Here is a 16,619-nt window from a genome sequence, read left to right as displayed (position 1 = left end):
GAAGTACCTTTACATTCGCCGCCTCTTTCCAAATACCTCCATTTATCATATATTCATCTAGTATTTTTCACCACCTAATTACAGTCGCTGCCCATGTATACCCAGTCCCGACACTAACTACTACTGCAATATCTCCGGCCTGTAATTTTCCCTGTTCATTTGCAAAGTGAAGACCAATGCAAGGATCAAGCGCTGACATATGTCCATAATGATCTAAATATACAACTTGTTCTTCTTCTAGCCCTAGTCCCTGTATCAATTCTATTAACATGGAACGTTTTGTATGCAGTGGTAACAATACTTTAATATCTTTAGGAGTACATCCACTTTTTCTTAACGCCTCCCTAATAACCTTGTCAAAATTAGGGATTGAAACCCGGTCTAGACGTTCTTTCATACTATTAGGATCTATTACATCAATATAATGTTGTCGATTCTCAACTGTATCATAGCTCGCAACCTACTTCGATCCACCAGCTGGAATACGAACATCGTCATGGAATGAACCATCTGTTAATTTATCAGAATTTTATAGCATATCCCTAATCAAAATGAATAAACGCCCCCGTCAGTTAACCTTTTTGCACTCCCCTCCTTCTTATAACACCACATATATTTAAACAACATTACGAAGGTAAATCCATATTTTACAAAAACAAAATATTCTAATATAATAGATAAGTGATTATCACTTAAAAGGAACTGATATAAGTGAGAAGATATTGTTTTACATACTTAGGAGGAATCATAATGAATTTTAAACATGTACTTGCAACAGGCTTAATTACCGCCACACTATTTGGTGCAACGAATGCTCATGCACAAACTGAACATTTCATTGATGTACCAAAGGAACATTGGTCTAAAGATTCGATTAACTACTTAACTGAACAAAAGGTCATTAGTGGCTATGGCAACGGAAAATTTGGATTTGGGGACAATGTAACTCGTGGGCAAGTAGCTGCGATTATTTCAAGATACTTAAAATTAGAAAATACTGGATCTACAATTAAACATTTCTCTGATATTCATGGGCATATGTTTGAAAACAATATTAAAGCAGTTGCTCAAAAAGGACTCATGACAGGGGACAATAGCACTGACAAGTTTAGACCAGACGATACATTAACTCGATACGAAATGGCTGTTATCTTACAAAAAGCGTTTCATCTACCTGTAAAAACAAACGACCTTTTCTATGATGTTCCAAATAAATTTTGGGCAACAGACTCTGTTCGTTCATTGTATAGTAATGGAATTACAAAAGGAATTGGAAACTATCGATACGGCGGAGAAATGAATGTAACAAGAGAACAATTTGCAACGTTTATGTATAACGCAATTAATGTAAACCCTTATTTTGTTCCTGATTCTATTCCTGCGAAAGATGAGGATAAGTATAAAGAAATTGAGAATATACTGATTGATTCTGGATTTTTAAAAACAGATTATAACTATGTATATACTAAAACTGGTCGAACATATGATGGCATTATGTATTTTAATTTTTCTCCCTATGATGACAGCGCATATAGAATGTCTATTCATAGTGATGATCCTGCATTAAATGAGCCGGTGAAAAAAATCCTAAATACACTACTACCAACTAAAGCAGATTATCTGTATAGTCTAATTAAAAATCCTACTACAAGCTCTCGAACAATAAAATTAGATGGTCGCAAAATTGAATTTAGTAGAGACTCTAGTACTAGTGTAAATGTTTATCTTGGAAAACAAAAATACTAAAAGAGTGACTATTTAACATGAATACAAGTAGCTCTCATAAGAAATAAAAAGGCTGCCCCACAAGTCGGTTTCAACGACTTGTGGGGCAGCTCCTTTAATCTTAATTAGAATTAAGTTCCACTTTCTCTAATCCTTTAGCCAATTGTTTCTTATCTAGCCCTTCTCCTATTACTACCAAGTTCGTTGGGAAACCGAAGTCTTGTTCCAATAAAGTCGGTACCCCGAACGAATATTGGAATAGGTGCGGGTATTTATCTCCATGGAATTTCACAAATCCTTTTACGCGATAAATACTATCTGGTACATTCGAAAGCCATTCGTATAATTTATCTTGATCAATCGATTTCGTAAATTGATACGTCATCGTTTGTATATGTAAATGCTGTTTGACATGTAGTGTCTCATGTTCCCCATCATTCGTAAATTCAGCTTCTTCTATGTCTTCTAAAGATATATTACAATATTTTGTTTCAAACAATTTCGCATGATTGTTTATTGCTTTCACTTCTTCAATTACTTTGTTCTTATCCGCATCTGTTAGTAAATCTGATTTATTAATTAAAATGTGGCTACCAAACTTCAGTTGCTCATGCAGTAATTGCTGAACGTTTGCACTTAATACTCTTCGATTTAACCATCTTACTGCATCTAAAACGACTACAATTGATTTCACTTCTAAGAAAGGTGCTAAAATGGGTGATACACATGCATCTAACACTTCAATTGGATGTGCAACACCTGTCGTTTCTATATAAATGACATCTGGTCTTTCTTGCTGATATAACGAGTGTAATTGTATTTCAAGCTCTTCTTTTAGCGTACAACAAATACATCCTTTCAGAAGTTCTCTTAACACATTCTCTTTTCCAATAATATCCGTATCTACCGAGTATTCACCAATTTCATTCATTAATACTGCAACTTTTCTATTCTTCTTTTTCTCCGCTAACAATAAATTTTGTAATAATGTTGATTTTCCGCTACCTAAAAAGCCACCTAATATATGAATTTCTACTTTTTTCATTTGATCGACCATCCATTTCTTTATTTCAAACGTATTCAAAGCGTAATAATTACGATTTATATTTATTATTTTATTAAAAGAATTGTGATTTGTAAATATATCTTCACTGTTCGTTTACTTCATAAGCAACTCTAATTCCAGACTCTATTGCTCCTTGCATCCATCCATGCGTTAATGTCGTATGCTCTCCTGCAAAGTGTACTTTGCCAGCTGGCGGCGTAATATACGGAAATAACTCTAACTCTTGGCCTGGTTCGAAAGCTGTAAATGCGCCGCAAGAATATGAATTTTGACTCCAGCTAAAAGATGTTCCAGTAACAAACTCACTATAGACGATGTCACCGTATATTTCCGCTAAATTTTTCAATGCGTAACGAATACGATCTCTTTGCGGGAGACTATCCCATGTTAACGCCTCATCTGCCCACGTATAACTCGCTAAAACGATAGCTGCACCTTGTGTATGAATACCATAACTCGGATAATATGTAAATCGTATAGGTAAATCTGTAATAGATTTTCCACCACATTGTCTCGCTTTCTCCCAAAATCTACTTTTAAATTCTATCGCAATTTTAGTTGCAGCAATATAATTTAATTCACGAATTGCTCGTCTTTTAAAATAAGAGAATAAATGATATGGCTGAACTTCTATAAATCGTAACGCTGAAAATGGAATTGTGATAATAGCAATGTCGCCTGTTACCATAAATGGATGTGACGTTTGTTCATTTGTTACTTGCATCATCACTTTATTATCTTCCTGTATAATTTTTTCTACTTTATAAGACATAAAAATATTATCTTTTAACTTCGGTAAAAATGAATTTGGTAATGTATCCATTCCGCCCGTTATCTCATAATATTTTGTCGTTGAAGTAAAAAAGATCATTTCACGTAATGCTTCAATTAAAGACATTCCCATATATGCTTCCATATCTAGAAGTACCCCAATCATATCTATTGCTCCATCTGAATAATACTCACTTAAAAATGATCCGAGTGAATATGTTTTATACTTTTTTTCAACGATGATCCAGTTTTTATTAGGATCTTTTTTTATAAAATTAAGTATTGGTTCTAATACTACTAACATTAACTCTTCTGCCGTTTTTCCATTTTCGTTCTCTAAAATTGGATATCCAAGTATACTTGGATTTTTTTCAAACACATTCAATCTCGTTTTAATATTATTCGTATAAATAATATCTGAAGCGGTTTTATTTATAAAAAGATTTAACGGTAATTTAAATTTACGAATGTAAGCTAAAGTTAACTCGTGCGTTTCAGGAATTCGCATTGGCCCTGCATTAAAATATAAGCCTCTGCTAAACGGTTCACGGATCGTATATATTCTTCCGCCTATTCGGTTATTCGCTTCTAAAATTGTTATGCTATGCCCTGATTCTTTCAATAACGAGGCTGCAACTAATCCTGAAATTCCTGCACCAGCAATAATAATTTGCTTTGGATTCTTCGTTTTTACGAGTCCCACATTAATAATATGAAGCATTCTTTCCATCGTTAATGGCTGCATCATGCCCTTTTCCCCTTCGATAAAGGATTTTATTGCATTATATTCGGTTCACTTACTTCCTATGTTTCGTGCACGAAATTGCACGGATACATTTTCAAAAACTTGAATATCTTTTATAAAATGTAATAAACTAGATATGAATCTATAGAAGTAAGACGTATTATCTTACATAATAAAATCAATGAAATTGCGAGGAATTTTGAAATGAAAAAGGGTATTAACCGTGTAGTATTAGTAGGAACAGGAGCAGTTGGATGTAGTTATGCTTACTGTATGATTAACCAAGCTGTAGCTGAAGAATTTGTTTTAGTTGATGTAAACGAGGCAAAAGCTGAAGGAGAAGCAATGGATTTAAGTCATGCTGTTCCTTTTGCACCAGCTCCAACTAGAGTATGGAAAGGTAGCTACGAAGATTGTAAAGATGCTGACCTTGTAGTCATTACGGCTGGATTACCACAAAAACCAGGCGAAACACGTTTAGATTTAGTTGAGAAAAACGCGAAAATCTTTAAACAAATCGTTCGTAGTATTATGGATAGCGGATTTGATGGTATCTTCTTAATCGCAACTAACCCTGTCGATATTTTAACTTACGTAACTTGGAAAGAATCTGGTTTACCAAAAGAACGCGTAATCGGTTCTGGTACAACTCTTGATTCTGCTCGTTTCCGCTATATGTTAGGTGAGTATTTCGATATTGGTCCACACAACATTCATGCTTATATTATCGGAGAACATGGTGATACGGAACTTCCTGTTTGGAGTCACGTATCAATTGGTATTCAAAAACTACAAACGCTTCTTGATAAAGACAACACATACACGCAAGAAGATTTAGACAAAATCTTCATAAACGTTCGTGACGCAGCTTACCATATTATTGAGCGAAAAGGTGCAACTTACTATGGTATTGGTATGTCACTTCTACGTGTTACAAAGGCGATTTTAAACGACGAAAATAGCGTATTAACAGTATCAGCTTACTTAGAAGGTCAATATGGTCAAAAAGATGTTTATATCGGTGTACCTGCTGTATTAAATCGCGGCGGTGTTCGTGAAATTTTAGAAGTGGAATTAAGTGAAGAAGAAGAATTAAAATTCGATCACTCTGTTCAAGTTTTGAAAGAAACAATGGCTCCTGTTCTGTAATCGTGTATGCAAAAAAGCAATCCAATTTATTTTGGATTGCTTTTTTTGATTGCTCCTTAAAAACATCAGTTATTTTCTATCTTTTCCTATTTTTTAAACTGTTCCTCATTGTTTACATCAAGTACATCTAATAAAAAGATAAAGATTGGTATCCCTATAATAAGCCCCCATATTCCAAGGAAATGTTCTGAGAAGATGAGAATCATAAATGTATAAAAGATTGGTAAATTCGTTTTCGCAGACATGAATTTTGGGTTTAAAAAATAACTTTCAAGAGCATGGATTACTGTAATGAACACAAGTATGTATACAACGTACATTACTCCGCCTACGTTATAAGCAATAATACAAAGTGGAAACAAGGAAATGATAACACCAGCAACTGGAATCAAACCGAGTAGAAAGACCATGACGGCCAATACAAGAAGCTGCGGAAATCCTAAAATCACAAGTGCAATTACAGTGAGTACACAATTGACAACCGCAATTAAAAACTGTGCTTCAATTACTTTACCGAACGATCTTGCAAACCTTTCACCAAAATATGCAATCTCCTCATAAAAAACCTTCAGACTACTATCTTTAAATTTCGAAGTAAATGATATTATGCGTTCTTTTTCTAATAAGAAAAATAAACTTAAAATAAGAGAAAGTAGTATTTGCAAACTGACTTTTCCTATATTTGCAATCGATTGATATATGACATCTACACCTTGTTCTACATATTTTGATACTTCCATCCCATTAATTGTTGAAAGTGCATATTTAATGATTTCATTATCAGGTGGATTTTGAAAAAACAACCTAAACTGATAAATCAATTGGGAAATTTGTATCGTTAGCACAGGTAAATATTTATATAATGTTGTGCCGATAAAAGTAACTAATATTATATACAAACATGCGATAACAATTTTCCGATTCACTTTCAATTTCTTTGAAATAAAACGTTGAAACCGATCCATTAAAAATGTCAGTATGAACGTAATTAATATTAAATTGATCATACTTTTTAATCCATATAATACAAGCGCTACTATTATTAAAACGAGACACCGTTGGAACCCTCTACTTCGAAAGAAATTTTTCACTTCATTCATTAAAATTTAACCTCCCCCTTCAATGGATGGAAATTGAATATATTACATTTTATGAACTTCTATAGACAATCTTTCTTACTAATTGAGAAGAATCCTTTTTTTCTTTTTATATTGTTAGATTCTTTTCATATTAGCCCACCAACATATTTCAGTGGAGCTCTATTTTTCGTTTATCCTTTTACAGTTTTGGTGATTTTCTATTTTTAGACTGCTGCTCATACGCATATCCCATATTGAACAGTTCCTTTTCACCAAATTGCTTCCCGACAAACACTGCACCTACCGGCTCTCCATTGTTATCATATCCTGCTGGCACCGCTAATTCTGGATAGCCAGCTACAGCTGATAGAAGAACTTCTTCGTTGTTAATCATAACTAAAGCATCCAAACCTTTTTCTACTAAATATCTATCTAGCTCTTTTCTTGCATTTTCTTGACTCGATCGCACTATTTTTTCAAACTCATCTTTCGTTATAGCAGATTTTTCAGATCCCTCAATTAATGTTTGTCCGTATTTTATTCGTCTATTACTATCCTTTTTATTAAACGCTATAATCTCTTCTAGCGATTTTACCGGCACATTTTTTTGCTGTGAAAGATAATCCTTAACATTATGTTTGAACTCATATTCTAATGTTTGTAGATTATCTACACCCTCAGCGTTTAACTGAATATCATCAGTCAATATTGCACCTGCATCTTGAAGGTCTTTTCTAATTTTTTCTGCTACTTCTTTTCTATTTTCATCTTGTCGATCTATTGAAAAAAGAACTCCTATTTTTTTCCCTTTCAATCCATCTATCGATAAATCCTTCGCATAATCAACTCTTTCTTTATCTTTCATTTTTTCTGTCATAGCATCTTTTTCATCATAACTTACCATTATGCTAAATAACGTTGCCGCATCCCTCAGTGTTCTTGCCATCGGCCCTGCTGTATCAAGTGTTTCAGCTAACGGAATAATGCCAGATCTACTCACCATACCTAGTGATGGACGTAACCCAACTACTGATTGTTGCGTCGCGGGTGCTACAATTGACCCAGTCGTTTCCGTCCCGATTGCAAGTGGTGCAAAATCTGCCGCAACTACTGTAGCAGATCCAGAACTTGATCCCGATGTATCAAACGTAATCGGACCGTATGGATTCAAATTTTGTCCTTTTTTCCCGCTATATCCGCTAGGCATTGTAAAGGATAAATAATTTGCCCACTCAGACATATTCGCTTTCCCTAAAACAAAAGCACCTTCTTCTTTCAACTTCTTCACGATTGTCGCATCTTTATCTGCAATCCAATCTTTTAACACATACGTGCCCGCACTTGTCGGCATCACCTTTTCTGTTTGTACATTATCTTTTACGATAACCGGCATACCGTATAAGTTCGATTTCTTATTTGAAGACCTTTCTTTATCTAACTTTCGCGCTTCTTCCATTGCATTTGGATTAATCTCTGTAACAGCATTTAATGATATTCCATTTTGGTCATGTTCTTGTATTCTAAAAAGATAAATACTCGTTAATTCTTCATATGATAATTTTCCATCATCAATCATTTTTTGAAGCTCGTTCACAGTCGCATTTACAACCTCTTTTTCTTTTATCTTTACTTTATCTATGTTGATTCCTTTCAGCTGATTATGTATCGGTTTTAACACTCTATCTTTATCATATACGATACGCTCAGGTTCCTTTGGAAAATAATTTTTATACACGTAATATCCTCCGGCACATGCCAATAGGACAATACCCCCAGCAATTGACAGCGTTATCTTTACCCACTTTTTCATGCTGTTTCCTCCGCTCTAAAAGTTGCTAAATTGTATTGAAAAAGAGAGTTATCCTTATAACCCTCTCTTATTAAAATGCTAAATGAAAAAATGAAGAATTTCAATTTAATTCATTCTTTTTTGCATTTGCTTCGCTAATAATTCCTTCACTTGATTATACGTTAATCCTGAATCTTTATTTAAACGTTTTACTTCCTCAACATTAGTACCTACCACTGTATATTTTTTCTCATCATTCATTTTTCCACTTCCCTTTCTACTGTATTATTTCTTATATTTTTCCCCTAAACTCTTATAAATTAACACAAATATAAATAAGGAAACTGTACGAAACTCAATAGGTGAAGGCAATTACGTAAGAGGAAAAGACAAAAAAATGTCGAATTTATATACTTGTTGAATTTAAGGACTTGGAGGATATATTTTGAATACATATGAGTTTAAACATAACATTCCAACTCTACAAGAGTATAAATATTTGTGTGATTCTGTTGGTTGGTCTAATTATATGAATTTTGAAGTGGCGGAAACTTCACTGAAGCATTCTATTCACTGCATCACAGTCAAAGATAATGAACAAATTATCGGCATGGGAAGAATTGTCGGCGATGGATCTATCTATTTCTATATTCAAGATATAGTAGTTCATCCAGATTATCAGAAACATGGTATCGGGAAAGAAATCATGTATCGTTTAGCTGCATACTTACATGAGAATGCCCCTGATAAGGCGTTTGTCGGTTTATTTGCATCACAAGGTAAAGAATCGTTCTATGAAAAATTTGATTTTAAGGATTACTCACCAAACATGACGGGGATGTTTACTGTCATTACAAAACAATAAACATAACAGATTTTTAATTGTACGGAAAAACTTCAATTCATATGAAGGAAATCGTTCTTGCAGTAAGAGTTTAACATTGCATACGAAAGGAGAGTACATATATGGCTAATATGTACTCTCCTTTTATTTAACTTTTTATACATTAAATTTCTTAATAAAATTTCACTACATCTTCAGTAGGTAAGAAAGTTCTTTCTCCTGGTTGTTCATTTGGCTCACCAAATGGCATTTGTCCTACTAAACTCCACTCTGCTGGAATGTTCCAAGTTTCTTTCACTTCAGCATCTACGATTGGATTGTAATGTTGTAATGATGCACCAATTCCTTCAGCCGATAATAACATCCATACAGTATGTTGTAACATTGCATTTCCTTGATGAGACCAGAATGGGAACTGATCTTTATATAATGGTGCATTTTCTTGCATTTTTTCTACTGTTGCTTGATTTTCAAAGAATAACACAGTCCCAACACCTGTATGGAAACCTTTTAATCTTTCTACAGTCGCTTCAAAGTTTTCTGCTGGTACGCGAGCTCTTAGTGTTTCTTTAACAATATCCCAAAACTTTTCATGCTCTCCATCCATTAATACAACCATACGACCACTTTGCATATTGAAAGATGTTGGTGCGTGTAACGCTGTTTTTAAAACTTCTTCAATTCTTTCTTTCGTAATTGCATCGTTTTTTGTTACTTTACGAATAGAACGACGGTTCACAATTGCTTCTTTTAAGTTTGTTGTAGTTGCTGACATTTTAATTCCTCCAAATATTTGTTTTATAATTTATTTTGTTATTTCATAACAAGCGAATTAGCAATATCCATCTGTATTACATTGCATACCTTCAAATGAATTTGTTTTATCCTTTTCAATTTCTTTATCAATGACTCTTTGTAGCGTTTCTTTACTAGCTAGCCCTTGAATGACTTCATCTCCAATCATGACAGTTGGAACAGCCATAATATTCGCTTCATCATATGCATGCTGAATTGCTTCTTGATGCTTTTCTTTATATTTACGAGTTACTAACGCATCTTTAAATTCAGCTTCAGGAAGACCTACTTCTACCGCTAATTTTGTTAAAACATCAATATCTTCAATGTTTTGCTCTTCTTGGAAAAATGCTGTGAATACGCGGTGATGATACTCATTTCCTAGTCCACGTTCTTTCGCAAATTGACACCCTTCGAAAGCTAAATGTGTATATGGATGCGGAGAAACACGTGGCAAACGCATATCGATTCCTAACTTCTTCGCAGTTGGAAGAATAAAAGCATCCCATGAGCCTAATTTTTCTGGCTCATTCCATGGATCTATTTTTGAATATGGACTTGGACGTAATTCAAATGGCATCCATTCAATTTCTACATCTTTCTCTTTCGCTACTTCATCTAATGGACCTTTTGCTAAAAAACAAAATGGACATATAAAATCTGAGTATACTTTCATTTTTACAGTCATACTTTTACACCTTACCTTTATAGTTGTAATCAAATCAGTTACATTGATAACAAAAAAATATAAATATGATTTAAGCATTCATTTTTTCTTGCAAAATTTCAAACAAATGCCCCATCGTAATATTTCTCAAAACTTCTTCCATCGCGGATTGCGCTTGTATTAATATAACTTCTAACACCGCTTGAATATTTGCTCCAATTGGACAATCTGGATTTGGTTGCTCGTGAATATGAAATAGTTTGTCTTCTTCGACTACATTTACTGCATAGTATACATCTAACAATGTGATTTCATGTAAATCCTTTAATAATCCCGCACCACCTGGACCGCGATTTACATATACAAAACCAGCTTGTTTCAAGTACGACATAATTTTACGAATGACTACTGGATTTGTGTTTACACTTTCAGCTATATAGTCTGAAGTACAAAGTGAAGATGGATTGTTTTTCAAAATAGATAAAATATGAACAGCTATAGAAAAGCGGCTACTAATTTTCATCGTGATCACCACCCTGATGTAATCATTATAGTTACAACGAAAAGATAAGTCAATCCTTTTCATAGATTTTTTATAAGCAAATAAAAAAGTGTCCCATTATGATATTTGAGACACCTCTTTTTATTCTGCAAATAGCGCTTGAAATTCTTCAATAAATAGCTGCACAGCGATTGAGGAATCCTTTAATAAAGGAACAGCTAAAGCAATTTCTCTCCATACTTGTGGTTCCAATTCTCTCGTTTGCACATTCTGTGGTAAATTCGTTAAAGATAATTCGGCTAATATTGCAATACCTAGCCCTTCTTGAATCATGTTTAAAGCTGTAGTAACGGTTGATATTACATACTCAGCCCGAAGTGGTACGTTTGCTTGTTTAAACATATCAATAATGGGTGGTTCGTATCCACCCTTACATAATATGATCGGTTCATTCTCTAAATCACTAATTGTAATAGAGTCCTTCTTACAAAGAGGATGATCATCTCTTAAGATAGCAACCATTTTCCCCTTCGTTAATGGGACAATCTCCATCTCTTTATTAGGCAAAATAACAATTCCTATATCAACAACCCTCGATACTAACCAATCTTCAACTTCTTTAATCGTTCCTTCACAAAGAACGACTTCTAAGTTCGGATACTTCTCCTTAAAAAGGTTTATCATTTTGGGTAAGAAATGTGCAGAGGCACTCGGAAAACTCCCAATTCGAATCGTCCCAACTTCGTGTCCTTTCTCCATCGCAACTTCTTGCTCAATTTTCTCTACACCGTTCAAAATCTCTCTAATATGCACAAGAATTCTGTTTCCTACATCCGTCACGATTAGCCCTTTTCGTTTATCACGTATAAGAATCATAACTCCTAACTCTGACTCAATACTTGAAATTGCATGACTTACAGCTGGCTGCGTCATATTTAACACCCGAGCAGCCTTCGTAAAACTACCTAACTCAACAGTTTTTATTAATACTTGCAGTTGTGTAATGGTCATAACTATTCACTTATACTCCCCATAAAAAAGATTCATTTTATTTATTACAGTCGATATCATATCATAGTGAAATGAATAACAACAAGGAGGTCTTACCGTGACACAGCTTTCTCGAACTAAGACGGCCATAATCCTTACCTTTCTCGTTTTCATGTGGGGAATCAATTGGCCTTTATCTAAGTTTGCCCTGCATTATACACCACCCGTTTTATTTGCAGGCGTTCGAACTTTAATTGGAGGATTCATTTTACTCCTTTTCGCATTACCGAAATACAAAGAGTTACACTTAAAAGAAACTTGGCATTTATACGTTATTTCTTCTTTACTTAACATCATTATATTTTACGGATTACAAACTGTAGGCCTTCAATATATGCCCGCTGGGTTATTTTCCGCCATTGTATTTCTACAACCTGTTTTACTCGGCATTTTCTCATGGATTTGGCTTGAAGAATCTATGTACGGCTTAAAAATTTTTGGGCTTGTTCTTGGATTTATTGGCGTGGGTGTCATTAGCTCTAGTAGTTTAACTGGACATATTTCTATTATCGGAATCCTTCTCGCGATAGGATGCGCGATTGGCTGGGCACTTGGAACAGTATTTATTAAGAAGACTGGGCACCGCGTTAATTCCATTTGGATGGTAACACTTCAGCTCATTATTGGCGGGCTTTGCTTAATTGGATTTGGTTCAGAGTTTGAAAGCTGGTCTAGTATCGCTTGGAGTATACCATTTGTTAGCGTACTACTCTTTATTTCATTCTTTGTTATTGCAATGGGATGGCTTGCATACTTTACTCTTGTTGGAGCTGGTGAAGCAAGTAAAGTTGGGGCTTATACATTTCTTATTCCATTAATCGCTATTATTGTAAGTTCAATTTTCTTACATGAGGCCATTACTATTAGCTTATTCATCGGACTATTATTTATTGTGGTAAGTATTTGTTTCGTAAATATAAAGCCAAAAACGCTTACTGTAGGGCAGCAAGTTGAAGTGAAATAAATATAAGAAAGAGCCTACTATTTGTAGGCTCTTTCTTATTGTATGATAATACTTAAGTAATAAAAATATTACTTCTACTATACATGGATGAACTAACAATTCTAATCATAAGGGGGAATTATATGGTTTTACAGTATAAAGAATTTGGAGATTCAAGCTCTTCACTTATGGTTTTTATTCATGGGGGCGGAGTCAGTGGATGGATGTGGGACAAGCAAATTAAACATTTTACTAACTTTCACTGCCTTGTTCCTGATTTACCTGAGCAAGGAAAAAACAGAAGTAAAGATCATTTCTCAATAAACTTTAGTGCTGAAAAAATCATAGAACTAATTGAAGAAAAAGGACAAGGGAAGACTGTTATAGTAATTGGGTTTTCATTAGGCGCTCAAGTATTAATTGCTATGCTAAGCATGAAACCAAACTTAATTCAATATGCTATGGTCAATAGCGCATTAGTTAAACCAATTCCTTTCGCTAAAACATTAATAAGCTCTCTTAGCTTAACCTACTTCTTAATAAAGAGTAAGAGATTTTCCAAAATACAAGCAAAATCAATGTACATAGATGAAACACAGCTTGATAACTATTATCATGACAGTTGTCAAATAAACAAAAATACATTTGTAAGGATATTAGAAGAAAATATGTCGTTTACAATACAAAAAAGTTTCAAAGATGCTAATAGTAATATATTAGTAACTGTTGGAGACAAAGAAAAAAGAATTATGAAGGACTCAATGACTGAAATCCTTGAAAATAATACGAATTGCACAGGTATTATCATTCCTGAAATTGGTCATGTAATCTCTTTAGCAAATCCCATACTATTTAATACTATAATTGAAAACTGGCTCGAACATGATATCCTGCCGGAAGACTTCATAATCGTCAATTAAATTCCAGACATCGATAAACTTCATTATAGAGTGGCTATAATAGTGCCGATATCCTCATTCCTTCTAATCCATAGACCTAATAAAAAAGGTCTCATTATTTACGATGAGACCTTTCAATCTTACTTACCTTTTACGACGTACTACAAAAACACACGCACCAACCGACGATACAATCGCCAAAATAGATAAGACAATCGCTATTACTTGCATATTACTAGTGCCTTCATTCTTTTCTACACTAGACACTTCACCATGTTCTCCTGTTAATGACGTACCTTTTGCAATTGTAGTAAGTGAATGTGGTTTTTCAGCTTTTTCATCGCCTGTCCATTCAACAATTTCTCCATCTTTATATTGTTGATATGCATCCCAAGCTATTTTTTGTTCTTTATCAGGGTTTTTAGCGACGAAAGTAAATCGCTGGAACTGACCAGGTAAAATCCCTTCTCCTGTTGCTTCCCATACTACAGTTTTAACTTTTCCGGCATTATCTTTCTGCTCTTCCACTTTCCATCCTGGCACTGGTTCATACTGTTGGAACTCTACTCCAGACGGTATTTTTAATGTAACTTTTGTCGTTGCTACATTCTTCTCAACTGGTACTTTTATCGTGTAAGTCTCCCAAGAATTAACGTCCGAAGCTTCTGGTTTCACAGTGACGTGCGCACTAACAGGTAACGAAAAAATCCCCATTGCAATTATTGTTGCGATCATTGTTGTGCCAAATTTTTTTATACGTTTCATTTTCTATTCGCTCCTTTTTATCTATACCTTCTCTTTACCTGCCGCCTACTATAAATTTATAATCCGCATCAAAGCTATCAAGAGATTTTGTTAATCCGTGCACTTTTATATTCCAGTTTCCTATCATATTAATATACATACCTTCCGCTTCATATTCTCCTGGTGAAACGGCCGAAACTTTAAATGAACCTTTTCCCATGTTCATATCCAATGATTGCGTAGTTAAAATAAGTTGCTCCATATCGGTAACAGGTTGTCCGTTCTCATCCTTTAAAGTAATATGGAATGTATTTTGTCCTACTTTATTAGGACTTACATGTAAAGTAAGTTCATACCCATTATCTAATTGCTTACTCTCTGTAAAAGGTCCCGTAGGAGGCATCGGTGGTGTTTGTACGTTTGTCATAAAAGCTACGATGACGAAAATGATAATTCCAATGATAAACTCTACTTTCACCGTAGCGCCTAATCGTTGCTCCGCTCTCATTTTCCCTTTCACATAATGAACAATTCCCAATATCCCCATGAAAATGAATAAAAGTATCTTTGCTAATAAAGCTAATCCATACTTCGTATCAAATAACGAATGGATTGTTGGAATAAAGAATGTACTGTTAAAAAGACCTGTTATTAAAATCACGATGACAGCACCTGTTGCCCACGGTGAAAAACGCTTAATCATATCCCAATACATATTCCACTTATCATCCTCTTTACGTAAAAGAAGAATAATGGATGATAGACCACCAATCCATAATGAAGCTGCGAATAAATGTAAAAAATCCATAACGACAGCAATATCTTTAAACCTCAAACCATATGCATGGCTATTAAAGGCTTTCATAACAAGTATCCCGATAAACAATACTATTGGAATGCTCCATACTTTAAACGATGACAGCTTCTCGCGCTTCATCGCAAAATACGTAACGATTATAAGCAAACTAATAAGAGCCATTTGAGTGAGCCATACGTAACTAAAAACAGAAAGTTGTAACGTTTCTTTTAATAGTAAAGGATGGAATGCTTCTAACCATGAAACATCAGCATTTATTTTCGCTTGCAGTGGTAGAGTGAATAGTAAGCTAATGAATATGCCAATTAATGAGATCCATATTATTTTTTTACTTCTTGACCGAACCGAGGTTGCATTCCCTTTATACATAATAAGATTAAAGAATAGCACGCCTATAAATAGTGAGAAACTTGTATATAGAATTCCACGTTCCATAATCATATCTATTTGCGGGACATACCCCATCTCTTCTACTTGTATATCGTCTGCTCCCGCTTCTGCTGATCCAATTCGGAACGGAATAACCCCTTGAATAGGATGCCCGTCAGCAGAAATCACTTTCCACTGAATAGAGTAGAGTCCGTTTTTCAAATTTTCTTTTAACCCTGCTTCTAATATTTTTTTATTTTTCTTATCGATATAAGCATCTTTTAGATCTACTCTTGTACCTGAGGTATCTCTTACAAACAATGTATTAAAATGTGAAACTTGTATATCCTCATCGAATTCAATTTTCACAACAGCTGGTGCTTTCTTCAACGTTTCATTTTCAGCAGGGTTTGATTTCACAATGTACGCATGAGCAGATGCACTTTTCGGTATTGCTATGATAAGCACGCATGCAATTAATAACCATGCCCCTAACCTTCTCATTACTTTCACAATCATTTCACTTCTTTCTTCCTCATCGCTCTATTTTCATTACATCTACTTCCCAAGTCGATTACTTGAAGAAATATTAACCTGATTAAATATAAACTTCTATACAGTAGAACTCTTTATTTCTCTCTCACCTCTAAACTTCTAATAAAATA

Annotated in this window: 16 protein-coding genes and 1 pseudogene; 5 read left to right on the top strand and 12 right to left on the bottom strand. The window is 34.3% G+C overall.

Annotated features, from left to right (window positions below; all coding sequences use genetic code 11):
- Nucleotides 1-67: 67 nt before the first annotated feature.
- Nucleotides 68-517: pseudogene (locus ILS93_RS17745) on the bottom strand (3-oxoacyl-[acyl-carrier-protein] synthase III C-terminal domain-containing protein); the annotation flags it as partial.
- Nucleotides 518-750: 233 nt separating this feature from the next.
- On the opposite strand from ILS93_RS17745, the gene ILS93_RS17740 reads away from it, so the two are divergent.
- The gene (locus ILS93_RS17740) at nucleotides 751-1,746 is read left to right on the top strand and encodes an S-layer homology domain-containing protein (protein ID WP_222661023.1); all 996 of its coding nucleotides are present in this window, start codon (nucleotides 751-753) and stop codon (nucleotides 1,744-1,746) included.
- Between the two features lie 100 nt (nucleotides 1,747-1,846).
- Here the strand turns inward: ILS93_RS17740 and ILS93_RS17735 are convergent, their stop codons facing one another.
- The gene (locus tag ILS93_RS17735; RefSeq protein WP_064476367.1) at nucleotides 1,847-2,770 is read right to left on the bottom strand and encodes a CobW family GTP-binding protein; all 924 of its coding nucleotides are present in this window, start codon (nucleotides 2,768-2,770) and stop codon (nucleotides 1,847-1,849) included.
- Between the two features lie 103 nt (nucleotides 2,771-2,873).
- Nucleotides 2,874-4,310 (bottom strand): flavin monoamine oxidase family protein, encoded by a 1,437-nt coding sequence (locus tag ILS93_RS17730; RefSeq protein WP_222661021.1) that lies wholly within the window; start codon nucleotides 4,308-4,310, stop codon nucleotides 2,874-2,876.
- A gap of 201 nt (nucleotides 4,311-4,511) precedes the next feature.
- Here ILS93_RS17730 and ILS93_RS17725 point away from each other — a divergent pair, with 201 nt between their 5' ends.
- Nucleotides 4,512-5,456, top strand: coding sequence for an L-lactate dehydrogenase (locus ILS93_RS17725; protein WP_064476369.1), 945 nt, complete (start codon nucleotides 4,512-4,514; stop codon nucleotides 5,454-5,456).
- An 86-nt stretch (nucleotides 5,457-5,542) separates the two neighbouring features.
- Here the strand turns inward: ILS93_RS17725 and ILS93_RS17720 are convergent, their stop codons facing one another.
- The 3 genes from ILS93_RS17720 to ILS93_RS28730 form a co-directional block, all read right to left on the bottom strand.
- Entirely contained in the window at nucleotides 5,543-6,556 is a 1,014-nt protein-coding gene (locus ILS93_RS17720; protein WP_222661019.1) for an AI-2E family transporter, read from the bottom strand.
- 178 nt (nucleotides 6,557-6,734) lie between these two features.
- Nucleotides 6,735-8,345: an amidase family protein gene (locus ILS93_RS17715; protein ID WP_098102317.1), complete on the bottom strand. Its 1,611-nt coding sequence runs from the start codon at nucleotides 8,343-8,345 to the stop codon at nucleotides 6,735-6,737.
- Nucleotides 8,346-8,450: 105 nt separating this feature from the next.
- Complete coding sequence (locus tag ILS93_RS28730) at nucleotides 8,451-8,585, bottom strand: hypothetical protein (protein ID WP_064476371.1); 135 nt, start codon at nucleotides 8,583-8,585, stop codon at nucleotides 8,451-8,453.
- A gap of 184 nt (nucleotides 8,586-8,769) precedes the next feature.
- Here ILS93_RS28730 and ILS93_RS17710 point away from each other — a divergent pair, with 184 nt between their 5' ends.
- Nucleotides 8,770-9,189, top strand: coding sequence for a GNAT family N-acetyltransferase (locus tag ILS93_RS17710; RefSeq protein WP_064476372.1), 420 nt, complete (start codon nucleotides 8,770-8,772; stop codon nucleotides 9,187-9,189).
- 151 nt (nucleotides 9,190-9,340) lie between these two features.
- Here ILS93_RS17710 and ILS93_RS17705 read toward each other — a convergent pair whose 3' ends face one another.
- From ILS93_RS17705 to ILS93_RS17690, 4 genes are all read right to left on the bottom strand, one after another.
- Nucleotides 9,341-9,943: a nitroreductase family protein gene (locus ILS93_RS17705; protein WP_064476373.1), complete on the bottom strand. Its 603-nt coding sequence runs from the start codon at nucleotides 9,941-9,943 to the stop codon at nucleotides 9,341-9,343.
- 57 nt (nucleotides 9,944-10,000) lie between these two features.
- Nucleotides 10,001-10,651: a DsbA family oxidoreductase gene (locus ILS93_RS17700; protein ID WP_000216675.1), complete on the bottom strand. Its 651-nt coding sequence runs from the start codon at nucleotides 10,649-10,651 to the stop codon at nucleotides 10,001-10,003.
- Between the two features lie 70 nt (nucleotides 10,652-10,721).
- Nucleotides 10,722-11,153 carry an Rrf2 family transcriptional regulator gene (locus ILS93_RS17695; RefSeq protein WP_064476374.1) on the bottom strand — a complete coding sequence of 144 codons (432 nt, stop codon included), beginning with the start codon at nucleotides 11,151-11,153 and terminating at the stop codon, nucleotides 10,722-10,724.
- A 120-nt stretch (nucleotides 11,154-11,273) separates the two neighbouring features.
- The gene (locus ILS93_RS17690; RefSeq protein ID WP_222661017.1) at nucleotides 11,274-12,143 is read right to left on the bottom strand and encodes a LysR family transcriptional regulator; all 870 of its coding nucleotides are present in this window, start codon (nucleotides 12,141-12,143) and stop codon (nucleotides 11,274-11,276) included.
- A 97-nt stretch (nucleotides 12,144-12,240) separates the two neighbouring features.
- Here ILS93_RS17690 and ILS93_RS17685 point away from each other — a divergent pair, with 97 nt between their 5' ends.
- Nucleotides 12,241-13,146: a DMT family transporter gene (locus tag ILS93_RS17685; protein WP_064476376.1), complete on the top strand. Its 906-nt coding sequence runs from the start codon at nucleotides 12,241-12,243 to the stop codon at nucleotides 13,144-13,146.
- Between the two features lie 122 nt (nucleotides 13,147-13,268).
- A complete protein-coding gene (locus tag ILS93_RS17680; protein ID WP_222661015.1) occupies nucleotides 13,269-14,045 on the top strand; it encodes an alpha/beta fold hydrolase in 777 nt (258 codons plus the stop codon).
- Nucleotides 14,046-14,168: 123 nt separating this feature from the next.
- On the opposite strand, the gene ILS93_RS17675 is transcribed toward ILS93_RS17680, so the two are convergent.
- Together ILS93_RS17675 and ILS93_RS17670 are read right to left on the bottom strand one after the other, a co-directional pair.
- The gene (locus ILS93_RS17675; protein ID WP_064476378.1) at nucleotides 14,169-14,789 is read right to left on the bottom strand and encodes a YcnI family copper-binding membrane protein; all 621 of its coding nucleotides are present in this window, start codon (nucleotides 14,787-14,789) and stop codon (nucleotides 14,169-14,171) included.
- Between the two features lie 34 nt (nucleotides 14,790-14,823).
- The gene (locus ILS93_RS17670; protein ID WP_098102313.1) at nucleotides 14,824-16,473 is read right to left on the bottom strand and encodes a copper resistance CopC/CopD family protein; all 1,650 of its coding nucleotides are present in this window, start codon (nucleotides 16,471-16,473) and stop codon (nucleotides 14,824-14,826) included.
- Nucleotides 16,474-16,619: the final 146 nt, after the last annotated feature.

Source organism: Bacillus sp. 16GRE42 (assembly GCF_019837435.1).
GTDB classification, from domain to species: domain Bacteria; phylum Bacillota; class Bacilli; order Bacillales; family Bacillaceae_G; genus Bacillus_A; species Bacillus_A wiedmannii.
The sequence above is the reverse complement of the archived record's forward strand: the minus strand, read 5'-3'. Positions and strand labels throughout refer to the sequence as shown.